The organism is Streptomyces sp. NPDC002779 (assembly GCF_042888685.1).
Lineage (GTDB): Bacteria > Actinomycetota > Actinomycetes > Streptomycetales > Streptomycetaceae > Streptomyces.
Window position 1 is genome coordinate 108,672 of record NZ_JBIAQC010000004.1, and the last position, 15,180, is coordinate 123,851.

Here is a 15,180-nt window from a genome sequence, read left to right on the forward strand (position 1 = left end):
GTACTCGCGTGACCTTGGCCATGTGAGGGAAGGAGGACGCCGTGACCGACGAGAACGGCGGGCCCGTCCCGCGCGATCTGCCGGATCAGCAGGCGGGCGAGGGGGAGGACCACTGGGACGTGGACCCGGCCCCCGAGGACGTGGAACAGGGCGAGGACGTCCCGGAGTCCGACGAGGCCGGCGGCCGCCGCGGCGACACAGCCCCGTTGACCGATGACCCGGAGCCGGAGGAGTCGACGGCCTGAGACTTCGGAGCGCTGAGATCCGAGAGAGCGGGACGACCAATACTGGTCGTCCCGCTCTCGGCTAGCTGGCCTTACGACCCCGCAGGGGCGCCGTGTCCGCGCCCGCACCGTGCTGGAGGCCGTGCAGGAACTCCGCCAGGACCTCGGTCGCCGTGTGCCGGGGGCTCCAGCCCAGTTCCGTGCGAGCGCGGCTGCTGTCCATCAGGGGCAGCCGCAGCACGGCGTCGAACAAATGCGGCGAGGCCGGCAACAGATGCAGCCCCCAGGCGGCGGCGATCGCCGAGCGGGCGGCCGTGCGCGGCAGCCGTACCGGACGGGCGTGGAACATCTCGCCGAGCAGGTGCGCGTCCACCGGCGGATCGGCCGCCAGGTTGAAGGCGCCGCGCACGTCCGAGCCGATCGCGAGCCGGTACGCCTCGGCCGCGTCGTCGGTGTGCAGCGCCTGCACGCGCAGGCCCGGGATGTCGGGCAGGAAGGGCAGCAGCTCCGGGCGCGCCAGTGGCCCCGGCAGGAAGCGGCCGCCGAAGATCCTGCGCTGCTCGCTCGCCGACTCCCGCTTGAACAGGAAGGCGGGCCGCATCCGCACCACGCGCACCTTCGGGTGCGCCCGGTCGAAGGCGTCCAGCGTCCGCTCCAGATACGCCTTCTCCCGACAGTAGGCGGCGTCCGGCCAGCCGTGCGTCGGCCATGACTCGTCCACGGGGTGGTCCTTCGGACCGGGGGAGTACGCGCCGACCGACGAGGCGTGCACCAAGGTGGGCACCTTCGCCGCGGCCACCGCCTCGAAAACGCGGATGCTGCCCAGGACGTTGGTCCGCCAGGTCACCGCCGGATCGTGCGTGGGCTGGAACGCCCAGGCCAGATGGACCACGGCCGTGGCGCCGTCGAAGACCTTCACCAGATCGGTCTGCGCGGACGCCAGATCGACTGCCGCCCACTCCGTCTTCGGCGGCGACCACTCGGGAACCCTGCGGGCCAGCCCCAGTACGGAGCCGACCCCCGGATCCTCGGAAAGCAGCCGCACCACACTCGTGCCGACGTTCCCCGTGGCGCCGGTGACAACGATCCTGCTGCCCTGTGTGCTGGTCACCTTCGGCTCCTCTCGGCCGCTGCGGGGGAGTACCGAGTACCCGGAAATGCGCGAGGACACGAAGAGGACACAAAAAGGGGCCCCGACCGCGACGGGGGAATCACGATCGGGGCGATCAGGGGCGGGCGCGGAGGGCGGCCGCCGGGCGTGTCACCTCATGCGAACGGGCCGTGCTCGAGGGAGGCCAGCAGGTGCGCGGGATCGTCGTAGACCTCGTCCGCGCCCGCCTCCACCAGGTCGGACCGCGGAATGCCCCCGCACAGCACGGCGACGCACCGCACCCCGGCGCGGGTGCCCGCGCGCATGTCCCACACGGTGTCCCCGACGAACACCGCCCGCTCGGCGGGCACGCCGGCCAGTTCCAGCGCGTGCTCCACCGGCTCGGGCGCGGGTTTGCCCTGTTCCACGTCGTCCGCGCTCGCCGTCGCGGCGATGGCGTCGTCCGCGTCGATGGCCCGCCGCAGCGCGCCCAGTTCGCCGCCGCCCGCCGAGGTGGCCAGCACCACCGTCCAGCCGTCCTGGTGCAGCCGCCGCAGCAGCCGTCCGGCGTCCGCCAGGGCGGGCAGCCGGTCGAAGTACTGCCCGTACAGCGCCTTGTGCGCGGCACTCAGCTCCTCGTCGGCCTCCTTGTCGCGGTCGTCACCGAGGAGGTGGGCGATCAGGTCGTCGGAGCCGAGTCCGATCGCCCGGTGGATGGCGTGCATGGGCACCGTGTGGCCCGCCTGCCGGAAGGCCTCCCACCAGGTCACCGCGTGCAGGTGGTTGGTGTCGACGAGCGTGCCGTCGACGTCGAACACGGCCGCGCGTCCCATGCGCCGTCCCTTCGTCGTCCATGAGTCCCGGAAGTTGTCGAGTACCACGTCAGGAGCCCGCCAAGCGTGCCGGCAGGCGCCCCTCCCGGGTCCAGGCCAGCAGTTCCTCCAGCGGCCAGGTGGTGACCACCCGGTCCGCGGGCACCCCGCACTCCTCGGCCCGGGCGCAGCCGAGGACCTGCCAGTCCAGCTGGCCGGGCGCGTGGGCGTCGGTGTCGATCGAGAACAGCACCCCCGCCTCCACCGCCCGCCGCAGCAGCCGCCGGGGCGGGTCGAGCCGCTCGGGCCTGCTGTTGATCTCCACCGCGGTGCCGCTCTCCGCGCAGGCGCCGAACACCTCGTCCGCGTCGAACTGGGACTCCGGCCGCCCCCGCCCGGTGACCAGCCGCCCGGTGCAGTGCCCGAGCACGTCGGCATGCGGATTGCGGACGGCGGCCACCATCCGGCGGGTCATCGAGCGGGCGTCCATCCGCAGCTTGGAGTGGACGGAGACCACCACCACGTCCAGCCGGTCCAGCAGCTCCGGCTCCTGGTCGAGCGAGCCGTCGTCGAGGATGTCGCACTCGATGCCGGTCAGCAGCCGGAACGGCGCCCAGGTCTCGTTCAGCGCCGCCACCACGTCCAGTTGCTCGCGCAGCCGGTCCGCCGACAGGCCGCGGGCCACCGTCAGCCGCGGGGAGTGGTCGGTCAGCACCGCCCACTCGTGCCCCAGGTCGGCCGCCGTCCGGCCCATCTCCTCGATCGGGCTGCCGCCGTCCGACCAGTCGGAGTGCAGATGGCAGTCCCCGCGCAGCAGCGCCCGCAGTCCGGTGCGGTCCGCCCCGGACGGCGCCTCGGCCTCCAGCTTCTCCAGATAACCGGGGACCTGCCCGGCCAGCGCCTCCCGCGCCACCTGCGCCGTCTTCGGGCCGACACCGCCGAGCGCCTCCAGCGTCCCGGCGGCGGCCCGCTCGCGCAGTTCCGCCTCCGGCAGCGCCGCCAGCACCCGGGCCGCGGTGCGGAAGGCGCGTACCCGATAAGTCGGCGCCAAGGATCGCTCCAGCAGGAAGGCGATCCGCTCCAGTGCCTCGACGGGATCCATCGCCACCTCCGCCTCCAGGGTTCCCCAGCGGGGCGGCAGCCGCACGGCGGGCCCTCCGTTTGCGCGCCACCCGCCCCGGGTATTGCGATGCGCAGATTTCGTCCGCCCGAAGATCCGCCCGAGGAAGAGGCCCGATATGTCCCTCCCCACCGAGTCCACCGGCAAGGTGGCCGTCATCACCGGCGCCGACTCCGGCATCGGCCGGGCCACGGCGGTCCGTCTCGCACAGGCGGGACTGGACATCGGCATCACCTGGCACGGCGACCGGCGGGGCGCCGAGGAGACCGCCGCAGAGGTCCGCGCACAGGGCCGGCGGGCCGCCGTGGCGCAGATGGACCTCACCCGGCTGCCCGAGGCGGCCGACACGATCGACGAGCTGTGCGACCGGCTCGGCCGGCTGGACGTCCTGGTCAACAACGCCGGCATCGGCACCCGCACGCTCTTCCTCGACCTGAAGCTCGACGACGTCCGCGAGGTCCTCGACGTGAACCTGGTCGGGCCCTTCCTGTGCGGACAGAAGGCGGCCCGGCACATGATCCGGCAGGGCGACGGCGGCCGGATCGTCAACGTCACCTCCGTCCACGAGCATCAGCCGCGGGTCGGCGCGGCACCGTACTGCGCGGCCAAGGGCGGCCTGGGCCTGCTGACCCAGGTGATGGCCCTGGAGCTGGCCGAGCACGGCATCACCGTCAACGCGGTCGCGCCCGGCGAGATCGCCACGCCGATGACCGGCCAGGAGGACACCGACCCGCACACCGAGCGCCGCCCCGGCGTGCCGCTCGGGCGGCCCGGCGACGCCCGGGAGGTCGCCGCCGTGATCGCCTTCCTCGCCGGACCGGACGCGTCCTACGTCACCGGTGCCTCCTGGAGCGTCGACGGCGGCATGCTGCGCATGGGACCGCAGGCCGGTTCACACCTGACCGCCGACGACTGGCGGCGGCCGTGAGCGGGCGGCCCTGCGGTCCTGACGCGCTGACCGGGTGACCTGCGAGGTTCGCGAACGGCGGATGCGATTTACGCTCTATTGCATGACCGAAATCGCGAGCCCGTACATCTCCCATCCACGGATCATGGTGCTCGGGGTCCAGCCGGGCACGCCCCCGTTCCGCATCGTGGAGATCGACGGCATTGTGGTCGGGGAGGCGAAAGCCGTCACCGACGTCCTGTCCACCGCCGCCGCGTTCGGCATCACCGTCCATGACCTGGACGACCCGGACGTGGTGCGCTGGGTGGGCGGCGACAAGTTCACCTGGACCCGGCACTAGCGGCCCAGCCGACCTTCAGCGGTTCAGCCGACCTCAGTGGCTCTCAGCCGACCGTCCACTTCTGGTTGGCGGCGCCGGTGCAGGACCAGATCTGGAGCCGGGTGCCGTTGGCCGCGTTGTGGCCGGTCACGTCCAGGCATTTGTTCGCCTGCGGGTTGACGATGTCGCGGGCCGCGGTGACCGTCCACCGCTGGGCGGCAGTGCCATTGCAGTCCCACAGCTGTACGGGGGTGCCGTCGGCGGTGCCCGCCCCGGAGACGTCCAGACACTTGCCGAGCGCCCGGATCGTGCCGTCCGCGCCGACCGTCCACCGCTGGGCGGCGGTGCCGTTGCAGTCGTAGAGCTGTACCGGGGTGCCGTTGGCGGAGTTCGCCCCGGCCACGTCGACGCACTTGCCGGCCAGGCCCCTGATCGCGCCGCCCGTGGGAGTGTCGGCCGTGGTCACGGTCACGTGGTCGACGACCATCTGCTGCGGGAAGACGGTGGAGCCGTCCGGGTCGCCGGGCCAGTACCCGCCGACCGCGAGGTTCAGGATCAGGAAGAACGGCTTGTTGAAGACCCAGGCGCGGCCGCCCAGGTCGGCCGGGGTGCGCCGCTGGTAGACGTTGCCGTCCACGGACCAGGTGATCGAGTCGGGCGCCCAGTCGATGGCGAAGGTGTGGAAGGCGTCGGCGAAGGCCTGCCCGCCCGGCAGGGTGTATCCCGCGCCGATGCCGCCCGCGCCGGAGTAGCCGGGGCCGTGGATCGTGCCGTGGACCGTGGAGGGTTCGAAGCCGACGTTCTCCATGATGTCGATCTCGCCCGAGTCCGGCCAGTTCACCGGGGTGCCGAGCATCCAGAACGCGGGCCACATGCCCTGCCCGCGCGGCACCTTGATGCGCGCCTCGATGTGCCCGTACTGCGCGGTGAACTTCCCCGCGGTGTTCAGCCGGGCCGAGGTGTACTGGCAGGTCCCGTACCAGCACTGGTAGTTGGCGGGGTTCTCGCGCCGGGCCGTGATGACCAGGTTGCCCTGGCCGTCGAGGGCGGCGTTGCGGTTGCCGGCCGTGTAGTACTGCCGCTCGTGGTTGTTGACGTTGTCGCCGGTCTCCATCTGCCACTTCGAGGAGTCGACCGCCGATCCGGCGGGCCCGTCGAAGGTGTCGGAGAACGTCACCGCGGTGACACCGGCGTCCGCGTCGGTGTCGGCCCGGGCGGGGCCGGTCGCGGCGGTCGCGACCAGTACGGCCGACAGGGCAGCCGGCAGCCAGGCGCGTGGGCCGCGGGTTCTGCGTGATTCACGGGATCTACGGGAAGAGGGCACGACTCTCCCTTCTGTCGGCACCCCAGGGGGAAAGGGCGCCGAACCGAGGTGGGGGGGTGAAAGTGTCGCCTCTTGATTTAAGGAGTGAGGTAACGGGGCGTCAATACCTTGGTACGGACCAGGAGTTACCGTTACCGACTAGCGAGCGTGCACCGCCCGGCCCATCCGTCGGCCCAGCAGCAGGTAGCCGATGAGCGCGCCCGTGGTGTTCAGGATGACGTCGTCGATGTCGAACGCGCGGCCGGTGATCATGGCTCCCTGGGCGAACTCGACCAGGAGCATCACCGTCGCGGTGAGCAGCAGCACCCGGATCACCCCGCGGGTCTTGGGAGCGACGACCGGGGCGAGCACCCCGAAGGGGATGCCCAGGAGCAGGTTCCCGCCGATCTGCTTGACCGCGTCGCGCAGTTCGGGCTGGTCCAGATAGGCCCTGAGCGACCGGCCCGGACGCAGGTTGGTGTGCGTCAGGGACTCCGAGGCGGGGGACGGTTCGAGCGTCAGCTTGGCGAGCACCACCGCGAAGCCCACCATGAGCGTGAACGCGCACAGCATCGCAAGCAACCGGCCGAGGAAGCGGAGTGGGTGGGCGGAGCGGGGTGTCTTCTCGGGTTCGGTCACCGGCGGGGGCTTGCGCGGGCGCGGCCGGAACATCTCGGCGCGGGATCGAAAGGCTGCACGGGCCATGCGGTTGGTCCTCCGGTCTTCCATGTCCCTTTGTCGCAAGGCGGTTACCCGCTGACTGCCCGAGGATGCCGCCGAGCCCCCTCGAACCCGAGGCCGCCGCCCGCGTCCTGAACGGCCGACTGCTCACGGCGGTCGCGGAGGGCCCGCCCGGACCGGCGGCTTGCCGCGGCGGTCCGGGCGGTTCCGCTCAGGCGTCTTCAGGTCCGCCCCGGTGTGGACTGCTTGGCCTGGCTGATCGGCGCTCCGCACAGGGCTCGGGTGTCCGGTCACGTGGTGCCGAAGACGACCTTCACCTCCTTGAAGCCGAGCGAGCGCAGCAGGCCCTTGAGCATGCCCGTGGTGTTGCCCTCGGCGCGCCGGGTCAGCTCGCTCTCCTTCGCGGCGTCGCCGATGTGCTTCGCGGCGAGCTTCTGCACCGCCTGCTCGCTGTTGGGGTTGTCCGAGAACAGGTCGCCGAACCGGTCGAGCAGCCCGCGCTGCTTGGAGACGGCGTAGGAGCGGTCGGGGTCGAGCGCGGGCTCGCCGAGTTTCGCGTGCGGCAGCCGGATCGTGGCCGACGTCCGGTCCTCGTTGACCTTGACGTCGTTGTCGCCGACCTTGCCGAGGTCGACATAGGCGTCCACGCTGCCCGCCCCGACGTACAGCGTGCGCGAGCCGCGGATCGCGTCGGGCAGGTACTTGGCGTCCTTCTCCAGGTCCACCACGACCTGGAAGTTGCCCGAGGCGGCGTCGTAGCGGCTGATGTCCTGGATGGACTGCAGCAGCGCGGGACCCGATCGGTCGTGGGTCTCGGTGCCGAAGAGGTCCTTCAGCCCCGGGAGCACGGTCAGCCCGATCCCGGCGAACAGCACGGCCAGCACCAGCACTACGGCGCTCACGGCCTTCGCCCAGCCGGGCATGCGCCTGGGGAGGCGTCTGATGGGAGTCGACATGGCGACGGCCCTCCTTCCTACCGTTCGAATGCCCCCCAAAAGCCGTGCGAGACCCGGGGCTTGTCCGAAGGGCACACCCGGCGGAGGCAGGCGGGGGCGCAGGGGCGTGAAGCCGGTCAGTAGCATGAGGCGCGCCAGCCGGAGTGATCATGCGAGGAGCGGTTCGTGCGAGACATCGCGGTGTTCAGCGGTAGCGCCCACCCCGACCTGGCGGCGGAGGTCTGCGCGCACCTGGGCGTGCCGCTCAGCCCCACCCGGGTCAGCCGGTTCGCCAACGACTGCCTGGAGGTGCAGCTCCAGGCCAACTGCCGGGAACGGGACGTCTTTCTCGTCCAGCCGCTGGTCGCCCCGGTCCAGGAACACCTCGTGGAACTGCTGCTGATGTGCGACGCGGCCCGCGGCGCGTCCGCCGGCCGGATCACCGTCGTCATGCCGCACTACTCCTACGCCCGCTCCGACAAGAAGGACGCGCCCCGGATCTCGCTCGGCGGGCGCCTGGTCGCCGACCTGATGGTCGCGGCCGGGGCGAGCCGCGTGCTCGCCATGACACTGCACTCGCCCCAGGTGCACGGCTTCTTCTCGGTGCCCGTCGACCACCTGCACGCGCTGCGCGAACTGGCCACCCACTTCCGCCACCACGACCTGTCCCGCACGACCGTCGTCTCGCCCGACCTCGGCAACGCCAAGGAGGCCGCCGCGTTCGCCCGGATGCTCGGCGCCCAGGTCGCCGCGGGCGCCAAGCAGCGCTTCGCGGACGACCGGGTCAGCATCAACTCCGTGATCGGTGAGGTCGCCGGCCGCGACGTCATCGTGCTGGACGACGAGATCGCCAAGGGCAGCACGGTCCTCGAACTCCTCGACCGGTTGCGGGAGCTGGGGGCGCGGTCCATCCGGGTGGCCTGCACCCACGGCCTGTTCACGTCCGGCGCGCTCAAGCGGATCGGTGAGCAGCCCGACGTACTGGAGATCGTGTGCACCAACACCGTGCCGGTCCCGGACGAGGAGCGCACCGACAAGCTGCGGGTGCTGACCGTCGCCCCGCAGCTCGCCGAGGCCGTACGGCGCATTCACAACGGTGAGTCCGTCAGCGCCCTGTTCGACGCGCCGCGGAGCGAATAGACAGGGGACAGCGGGTATCCGGCGATCCGCGAGGGCGGGCGGACCGTGGGCGCCGGACAGGTCACCAGGGTCGTGACGTAGCCGCCGGGTCACACCGAGCCGGACGCGGCCTCGGGCCGGCCCAGGGCCGCGTCCAGCGTCGGATGCGGAGGCAGCAGCCGGGAGAGCCCGGTCAGCCGCAGCACGCGCAGGGTGAGCGGATGGACGCAGACCAGGAAGAGCTGGCCGCCGTGGTCGAGGACCCGGCCGCGCGCCCGGTACAGCAGCCGCAGCCCTGAGCAGTCGAAGAACTCCGCGGGCCGCAGGTCGATCACGATCCGCGGGTGCGGGCCGGCCGTCAACCGGTCGAGCCAGGGAAGGAGTTCGACCGCCGCGGCGATGTCGATCTCGCCGTGGAACTCCAGGACCGTGTGCCCCCGGTCCTGGCGGACGCGCAAGTGGCGGGTGAGCGGCGCAGGCTCCTGCTGCACGACGACATCGCCTCCAACTTGCGGCCAGGGCGGCGGGGTTGTGGGTGGAACGAAAGCGTTCCCGCACTGCAAGTTACCCTCGATGGCGTGCATTTGAGCATGTTCGATTGACATATGTCTTTGAATCGAGCGCCGGAGTGCGCCGGGTGGCGCGGTCGACGACTCGAACCGCACCGCCCGATCGGCGGCCGTCCGTTCGCGGACCTCGATCAGGCGGTGCGGGAGACGAGCGCGCGGGCGGCGCCGGTCGAGCCGGCGCCGCTGGTCCGGGCCCGGTCACTCGCCGAGCAGGACCAGCTTTCCGGTGGTCCGGCCCGTGTCGCCGAGCCGGTGCGCCTCGGCGGCGTCGGCCAGCGGGAAGGTACCGGCGATCGTGGCCCGCAGGGCGCCCCGCTCGACCAGGTCCGCGACGGCCCTCATCCCGGAGTGCGAGGCGTCGACGAGCATCCGCAGGGCACGCACGCCCAGCCGCTCGGCCTCCTGGTACAGCTCGTCCGAGCCGACCGGCAGGATCGACACCAGCAGCCCGCCGGGGCGCAGCACCCGCAGCGAGCGCAGGCTGTAGTCGTCACCGATGGTGTCCAGGACGACATCGACGTCCCGCACGGCCTCGGCGAAGTCCGTCGACCGGTAGTCGATCAGCTCGTCCGCGCCGAGCTCGCGCAGGAAGTCGTGCTTGCCCTCGCTCGCCGTGCCGATGACGTAGGCGCCGCGCGCCTTGGCGATCTGCACGGCCACGTGCCCCACCCCGCCGGCCGCCGCGTGGATCAGCACCCGCTGCCCGGCCTGCAGGTCGGCCGTCTCGGCCAGCGCCTGCCACGCGGTCAGCGAGACCAGCGGCAGCGCGCCCGCCTGGACGTGGTCGATCACGGCGGGCTTCAGGGCGAAGGCGCGGGCCGGACCGGTCACGAACTCGGCGTGCGAGCCATGGCCGAAGGGGTACGGCAGCATGCCGAAGACCTCGTCGCCGGGCTGGAAGCGGGCGACGCCGATGCCGACCTCCTCGACCACTCCGGAGACGTCCCAGCCGAGGACGAAGGGCGGCCGGCCCAGGAAGCCGCCGTGGGCGCGGTGCTTCCAGTCGGTGGGGTTGATCCCGGCCGCCCGCATCCGGACCAGGATCTCGTTGGGGCGTGGCGACGGCCGCTGCAGCTCGACTTCCTTGAGGACCTCGGGACCGCCGAGGACGTCCTGACCGATGGCGCGCATGGTGTTCACAGTGTTCATGGTCATCCAGCCTGGCGGGTGCCGCCCATCCGGACAATGGCAAGATTGCCACCGTTCGATAGGATCGTGCCATGCAGCGAGAACATGCGGAGCGGGGAGTGGAGCGGGTCGTCGTCCTGGCGCTGGAGGGTGCCTACCCCTTCGAGCTGGGCATCCCGGCCCGGATCCTGGGCGCCGCGGAGGGCCGGTACGAGGTGCTGACGTGCAGCGTCGACGGACAGCCGGTGCGCACCAGCGCCGACTTCACCATCGGCGTCGCCCACGGTCCGGAGATCCTGGCCACCGCCGACACCGTGGTGATCACCGCGATCGAACCGGCGCACATCCCCGACGAGCTCCCGGACGAGATCGGCGTCGCCCTGGCGCTGATCCGCCCCGAGGCGCGCGTGGTCTCCATCTGCACCGGCGCCTTCGTGCTCGCCGCGGCCGGACTGCTCGACGGCCGCAGGGCCACCACCCACTGGCAGGTGACCGACTGGTTCCGCCGCAGATTCCCGCGGGTCGACGTCGACCCCGATGTGCTGTTCGTCGACGACGGCCGCATGCTCACCTCGGCCGGTGCCGCCTCCGGTGTCGACATCTGTCTGCATCTGGTCCGCAAGGACCACGGCAGCGAGCTGGCCAACCGTGTCGCCCGCCGCTGTGTCGTGCCGCCCTTCCGGGACGGCGGCCAGGCCCAGTACATCGAGCAGCCGGTCCCCGACCAGGGCGCCGCCGGCACCGCGGCCACCCGGGCCTGGGCCCTGGAGCGGCTCGGCGAGCCGCTGACGCTGGCCGACCTCGCCGCCCACGCCCGGATGAGCCGGCGCACCTTCGCCCGTCGCTTCAGCGACGAAGTGGGTCTCAGCCCCGGCCGCTGGCTGATCCAGCAGCGGATCGTCCGGGCCCGTCATCTGCTGGAGGCCAGCGACCTGCCGGTGGACCACATCGCCGGCGAGGTCGGCTTCGCCACGGGCGCCTCCCTGCGCCAGCATCTGCACGCGGCGATCGGCGTCTCACCCCAGGCGTACCGGCGCACGTTCCAGGAATCGCGCCGCGCCTGAACGTTCCCGGTGCGGCGTGCTTCGAGACCGAGCAGCCGAATGTGCCTCGCACCGGCTGCCGCGAGGGCGGCAGGGTGCTGCACTCGAGCCGGTTCCTGCTTACTCCCCTTGAGCTGCGTAGACCCGCGCGCCCCCCACATAGGTCCGTGCCACCCGGGCCTGCGCGATCTCCTCCGGCGGCCCGGCGAACGGGTCGCGGTCCAGGACCACGAGATCCGCCAGCGCCCCCGGCCGCACCGCACCGGTGTCGTCGAGATGGTTCACGTACGCCGATCCGGCCGTGTAGGCGGCCAACGCCTCGGCGAGCGCGATGCGTTCGGCGGGCAGGAACACCGGCCCGGTGCCGCCGGGCGCCACCCGGTTCACCGCCACATGGATGCCCTCCAGCGGGTCGGGGCTGCTGACCGGCCAGTCGCTGCCCGCCGCGAGCCGGGCACCGGAGCGCAGCAGCGCGCCGAACGGGTACTGCCATCCGGCCCGTTCGGGCCCGAGGAAGGGAATGGTCAGCTCGTCCATCTGCGGTTCGTGCGCCGCCCACAGCGGCTGGATGTTCGCCGTGGCCCCGAGCGCCGCGAACCGCGGTACGTCATCGGGGTGCACGACCTGGAGATGGGCCAGGTGCGGCCGTGTGTCGCTCGGCCCGTTCGCCCCGCGGGCCGCCTCGATCGCGTCCAGGGCGTCGCGTACCGCCCGGTCGCCCAGCGCGTGGAAATGGCACTGGAAGTCGAGCGCGTCCAACTCGGTCACGTACGCCGGGAGTCGGCCGGGGTCGATGAAGCTGGTGCCCCGGTTGGCGGTGGCGCAGCCGCACCGGTCCAGGTAGGGGTCGAGCAGGGCCGCGGTGCCGTTCTCGGCGACCCCGTCCAACATCAGCTTCACGGTGCCGGCCCGGAATCGGCCGTCGCTCAAGGCCCGTCGGCGCTCGACGAGTTCGGGGATCTGCTCGGCGCCGCGTCCGCGGTCCCACCACAGGGCACCGACGACGCGCGCGGTCAGTGAGCCGTCGCGGGCGGCCGCCAGATACGCCCCGGCCGGGTCGTCCATGCCGGGGAAGTCCCCGACGAGCGCGTCCTGCCAGGCGGTGATGCCGAGGGAGTGCAGATGGCGCTGGGCGTGCAGCAGCGCGGCGAGCCGGTCCCCGGGCGTGGCGGGCGGGGTGAGCCGGCCGACCAGATGCATCGCCCCCTCCTGCAAGGTCCCGCTCGGCTCGCCGGAGGCGTCCCGCTCGATCCGCCCGTCGGCCGGGTCGGGCGTGTCACGGGTGACCCCGGCCAGTTCCAGGGCGCGGCTGTTGACCCACGCGCCGTGGTGGTCGCGGTTGGGCAGATACACCGGCCGGTCGGGCACCACCGCGTCCAGCAGCTCCTTGGCCGGCGTACCGCCCTCGAACGCCTCCATGGACCAGCCGCCCCCGGTGATCCACTCCCGCTCGGGGTGCGCCTCGGCGTACGCGCGCACGGCGGCGACCGACTCGGCCGCGGTCTTCGCCCGGGTCAGATCGCACTGAGTCAGTTCGAGCCCGGCCGGCACCGGATGGACGTGCGCGTCCTGGAAGCCGGGCAGCAGCAGCCGTCCGGCCAGCTCCACCACCTCGGTGCGCGGCCCGGCGAGTTCCAGGACCTCGTCCCCTCCTACGGCGGTGACGCGGTCGCCGGTGACGGCCACGGCGGTGGCGGTGCGGCCCTCGGGGGTGAGGACAGGGCCGCCGGTGAAGAGCAGATCTGCGTGCATACGGGGTTCCTTGCAACTAGGAGGGTGACAGCGCCGCCTCAGGCCCGGTGACCGCACATGAAACTGGCCGCCCGCTGCACAAGTCAACAGTGTTGTCATAAGGTGCGCCCACCAGGCCACAGGGCATCCGGCCCCCCGGTCCCCAGGAGGCACCCATGAGCGACCGCGTCGTCCCGGCCGGCGGCCGTCGGCGTCGGCGCCCCACCAAACAGGGCGTCGTGCTGTCCGAGGAGCTGATCGTCGCCACCGCGCTCCGGCTGATCGAGGAGCACGGCGCCGACGCGCTGTCCGTACGCCGGCTCGGCCGTGCCCTGGGCGCCGACCCCAGCTCCCTGTACCGCTACTTCCGGCACACCGACGACCTGATGCTCGCCATCGCCGACGAGTTGATCGGCCGCACCCTGCGGACCTGGCGGCCGACCGGCGACTGGCGCGCCGACCTGCGCGACCTGGGCCTGCGCATGCACGCGGGGGCGCTCGCCCACCCCCGGGCCGCGGTGCTCAGCGCCTACCGGGTGACCGGGCGGGTGCACGAGATCCGGGCCGTGGAGACGATCCTCGGCGTGCTGCGCGGAGCCGGCTTCCCCGACCCCGACGCGGTGCGCGTCTACCACGCCTTCGTCGACCAGGCCCTCGCCTTCGGCGCCCTGGACTCGGCGAGCACCGCCCTGCCGAAGGCCGCCCGGGACGCCGAGAGCGCCGTCTGGGAGGCCACGTACGCCCGGCTGCCCGCCGACACCCACCCGCACATCGCCGCGACCGCCCGCCATCTCGTCGCCGACATGCGCCGCAGCTCCTATCCGGCCGCGCTGGACCTGCTGCTCGGCGCGGCGGCGGCCCGGCTCGCGGAAACCCGGGGACGTACGTGATCACCCGCTGTCACACTGGTCCGCACCGACCGACGTCCCGCCAGGAGGCTGTCCCCGATGACCCCGCCGCCCGCACGTCCCGCGAAGCAGCGCAAGCTCGACACCCTGCGCCGCCTGGAGCACGACGAGGATCTGTGGGTCGCCACCGCCGGCACCGGCGGAGGAGCGCCGTACCTCGTGCCCCTGTCCTTCCTCTGGGACGGCGAGACGCTGCTCCTCGCGACGCCCGCCGCCAGCCCCACCGGCCGGAACCTCAAGGCCACCGGCACCGTGCGGATCGGCCTCGGGCCGACCCGGGACGTGGTGATGATCGACGGCACTGTCGACGCGCTCACGGCCGACGGACTCCGGGCGGGTGAGGGGGACCGGTTCGCCGCCCGGACCGGCTTCGACCCGCGCGAACTCACCGCGGAGTACCTGTACTTCCGGGTGCGGCCGCAGCGCGTGCAGGCCTGGCGCGAGGCGAACGAGCTCGCCGGGCGGGAGCTGATGCGCGACGGGGTGTGGCTGGTCGCGGACTGATTTCCGCGGGCGGGGATATCCGAACGGGTAAGGGCGGCGGGGCAGTTCGGCTCCGCGCCCGCGACCGTACGGAGGAGACATGACGCTGGTGAAAGCGGGGGTCTTGGTGCTCGACTGCGCCGAGCCCGAGAAGCTCGCGGTGTTCTACAAGGAGCTGCTGGAGGCCGAGCAGACCGAGGCGAACGCCAACCGGGTGGAGATCAGGGGCGCCGAGGGTACCCGGCTGGCCTTCCGACGCGACGTGAACGCGACGCCGCCGAGCTGGCCCCGCCCGGAGAACTCCCTCCAGACGCATCTGGACTTCGTGGTGGAGGACCTGGACGAGGCCGAGCGCAGGGTGATCGGCCTGGGCGGCCGTCCGCTGGAGACCAAGGACGCCTCGGGCCCCTTCGAGGAACGCGGATACGCCGACCCCGCCGGCCACTCCTTCACCCTGCGCCTGGTGACGCCGACGGCGCCGAAACAGGGCTAGGGGTTGTTGCCGTCCTTGTTGACGTCGGACGGCCACACTCCAGTGGTCCGTTCGACGGCCTTGGCGCCCGTGCGGTTCAGGGCGCTGCGCACCACCGCGAAGATGGCGCCCTGAAGCGCGGAGGCGAGCAGGATCTCGCCCCAGCCGCGCTCCCGGTCCAGGGCGTCGGGGGCGTCGTCCTCGTCCCGGATCGCCTTCCACGTCTTCTGGAAGGCGAGGCCCGCGAGCGCGCCGCCCGCCCAGCCGATCGCGAATCCGAAGGGCTTGTAGGCGAGCGGAAGATTCAGCTTCTGTGCCTTCTTCTTGGCCACGTGT

18 protein-coding genes are annotated in these 15,180 nt (G+C 72.4%); 8 read left to right on the plus strand and 10 right to left on the minus strand.

Annotation, left to right across the window (positions count from 1 at the left end):
* The first annotated feature begins 41 nt into the window (after window positions 1-41).
* Window positions 42-245, plus strand: coding sequence for a hypothetical protein (locus ACFYW5_RS13245; RefSeq protein ID WP_389417063.1), 204 nt, complete (start codon window positions 42-44; stop codon window positions 243-245).
* A gap of 61 nt (window positions 246-306) precedes the next feature.
* Here the strand turns inward: ACFYW5_RS13245 and ACFYW5_RS13250 are convergent, their stop codons facing one another.
* The 3 genes from ACFYW5_RS13250 to ACFYW5_RS13260 form a co-directional block, all read right to left on the minus strand.
* Window positions 307-1,335, minus strand: coding sequence for an SDR family oxidoreductase (locus ACFYW5_RS13250; protein ID WP_389417064.1), 1,029 nt, complete (start codon window positions 1,333-1,335; stop codon window positions 307-309).
* Window positions 1,336-1,490: 155 nt separating this feature from the next.
* Entirely contained in the window at window positions 1,491-2,147 is a 657-nt protein-coding gene (locus ACFYW5_RS13255; protein WP_389417065.1) for an HAD family hydrolase, read from the minus strand.
* Between the two features lie 49 nt (window positions 2,148-2,196).
* Window positions 2,197-3,228: a PHP domain-containing protein gene (locus ACFYW5_RS13260; RefSeq protein WP_389417466.1), complete on the minus strand. Its 1,032-nt coding sequence runs from the start codon at window positions 3,226-3,228 to the stop codon at window positions 2,197-2,199.
* 136 nt (window positions 3,229-3,364) lie between these two features.
* Between ACFYW5_RS13260 and ACFYW5_RS13265 the strand changes: the two genes are divergently transcribed.
* Both ACFYW5_RS13265 and ACFYW5_RS13270 read left to right on the plus strand, forming a co-directional pair.
* Window positions 3,365-4,174: an SDR family oxidoreductase gene (locus tag ACFYW5_RS13265; RefSeq protein ID WP_389417066.1), complete on the plus strand. Its 810-nt coding sequence runs from the start codon at window positions 3,365-3,367 to the stop codon at window positions 4,172-4,174.
* A gap of 82 nt (window positions 4,175-4,256) precedes the next feature.
* A complete protein-coding gene (locus ACFYW5_RS13270; protein ID WP_250076467.1) occupies window positions 4,257-4,493 on the plus strand; it encodes a hypothetical protein in 237 nt (78 codons plus the stop codon).
* A gap of 43 nt (window positions 4,494-4,536) precedes the next feature.
* Here ACFYW5_RS13270 and ACFYW5_RS13275 read toward each other — a convergent pair whose 3' ends face one another.
* The 3 genes from ACFYW5_RS13275 to ACFYW5_RS13285 form a co-directional block, all read right to left on the minus strand.
* Window positions 4,537-5,796 (minus strand): lectin, encoded by a 1,260-nt coding sequence (locus ACFYW5_RS13275; protein ID WP_389417067.1) that lies wholly within the window; start codon window positions 5,794-5,796, stop codon window positions 4,537-4,539.
* A gap of 138 nt (window positions 5,797-5,934) precedes the next feature.
* Entirely contained in the window at window positions 5,935-6,480 is a 546-nt protein-coding gene (locus tag ACFYW5_RS13280; protein WP_389417068.1) for a VanZ family protein, read from the minus strand.
* A gap of 266 nt (window positions 6,481-6,746) precedes the next feature.
* A complete protein-coding gene (locus ACFYW5_RS13285) occupies window positions 6,747-7,412 on the minus strand; it encodes a DUF4230 domain-containing protein (RefSeq protein WP_389417069.1) in 666 nt (221 codons plus the stop codon).
* A gap of 165 nt (window positions 7,413-7,577) precedes the next feature.
* On the opposite strand from ACFYW5_RS13285, the gene ACFYW5_RS13290 reads away from it, so the two are divergent.
* The gene (locus ACFYW5_RS13290) at window positions 7,578-8,531 is read left to right on the plus strand and encodes a ribose-phosphate diphosphokinase (RefSeq protein ID WP_389417070.1); all 954 of its coding nucleotides are present in this window, start codon (window positions 7,578-7,580) and stop codon (window positions 8,529-8,531) included.
* Window positions 8,532-8,620: 89 nt separating this feature from the next.
* Here ACFYW5_RS13290 and ACFYW5_RS13295 read toward each other — a convergent pair whose 3' ends face one another.
* Complete coding sequence (locus ACFYW5_RS13295; protein ID WP_389417071.1) at window positions 8,621-9,001, minus strand: anti-sigma factor antagonist; 381 nt, start codon at window positions 8,999-9,001, stop codon at window positions 8,621-8,623.
* 276 nt (window positions 9,002-9,277) lie between these two features.
* Complete coding sequence (locus tag ACFYW5_RS13300; protein ID WP_389417072.1) at window positions 9,278-10,228, minus strand: NADP-dependent oxidoreductase; 951 nt, start codon at window positions 10,226-10,228, stop codon at window positions 9,278-9,280.
* 71 nt (window positions 10,229-10,299) lie between these two features.
* Between ACFYW5_RS13300 and ACFYW5_RS13305 the strand changes: the two genes are divergently transcribed.
* Window positions 10,300-11,271 (plus strand): GlxA family transcriptional regulator, encoded by a 972-nt coding sequence (locus ACFYW5_RS13305; protein WP_389417073.1) that lies wholly within the window; start codon window positions 10,300-10,302, stop codon window positions 11,269-11,271.
* Window positions 11,272-11,370: 99 nt separating this feature from the next.
* On the opposite strand, the gene ACFYW5_RS13310 is transcribed toward ACFYW5_RS13305, so the two are convergent.
* Window positions 11,371-13,002 carry an amidohydrolase gene (locus ACFYW5_RS13310; protein WP_389417074.1) on the minus strand — a complete coding sequence of 544 codons (1,632 nt, stop codon included), beginning with the start codon at window positions 13,000-13,002 and terminating at the stop codon, window positions 11,371-11,373.
* Between the two features lie 155 nt (window positions 13,003-13,157).
* Between ACFYW5_RS13310 and ACFYW5_RS13315 the strand changes: the two genes are divergently transcribed.
* The 3 genes from ACFYW5_RS13315 to ACFYW5_RS13325 all read left to right on the plus strand — a co-directional run bounded on the left by ACFYW5_RS13315 (window position 13,158) and on the right by ACFYW5_RS13325 (window position 14,865).
* On the plus strand, window positions 13,158-13,871 hold the full coding sequence (locus tag ACFYW5_RS13315; protein ID WP_389417075.1) for a TetR/AcrR family transcriptional regulator: 714 nt from the start codon (window positions 13,158-13,160) through the stop codon (window positions 13,869-13,871).
* Between the two features lie 57 nt (window positions 13,872-13,928).
* Window positions 13,929-14,393 carry a pyridoxamine 5'-phosphate oxidase family protein gene (locus ACFYW5_RS13320; protein ID WP_389417076.1) on the plus strand — a complete coding sequence of 155 codons (465 nt, stop codon included), beginning with the start codon at window positions 13,929-13,931 and terminating at the stop codon, window positions 14,391-14,393.
* Window positions 14,394-14,472: 79 nt separating this feature from the next.
* Window positions 14,473-14,865, plus strand: a complete 393-nt coding sequence (locus ACFYW5_RS13325) for a VOC family protein (RefSeq protein WP_389417077.1) — start codon at window positions 14,473-14,475, stop codon at window positions 14,863-14,865.
* Here ACFYW5_RS13325 and ACFYW5_RS13330 read toward each other — a convergent pair.
* The gene (locus tag ACFYW5_RS13330) at window positions 14,862-15,176 is read right to left on the minus strand and encodes a DUF4235 domain-containing protein (protein ID WP_389417078.1); all 315 of its coding nucleotides are present in this window, start codon (window positions 15,174-15,176) and stop codon (window positions 14,862-14,864) included. The two genes, ACFYW5_RS13325 and ACFYW5_RS13330, sit on opposite strands and share 4 nt — an antisense overlap.
* Window positions 15,177-15,180: the final 4 nt, after the last annotated feature.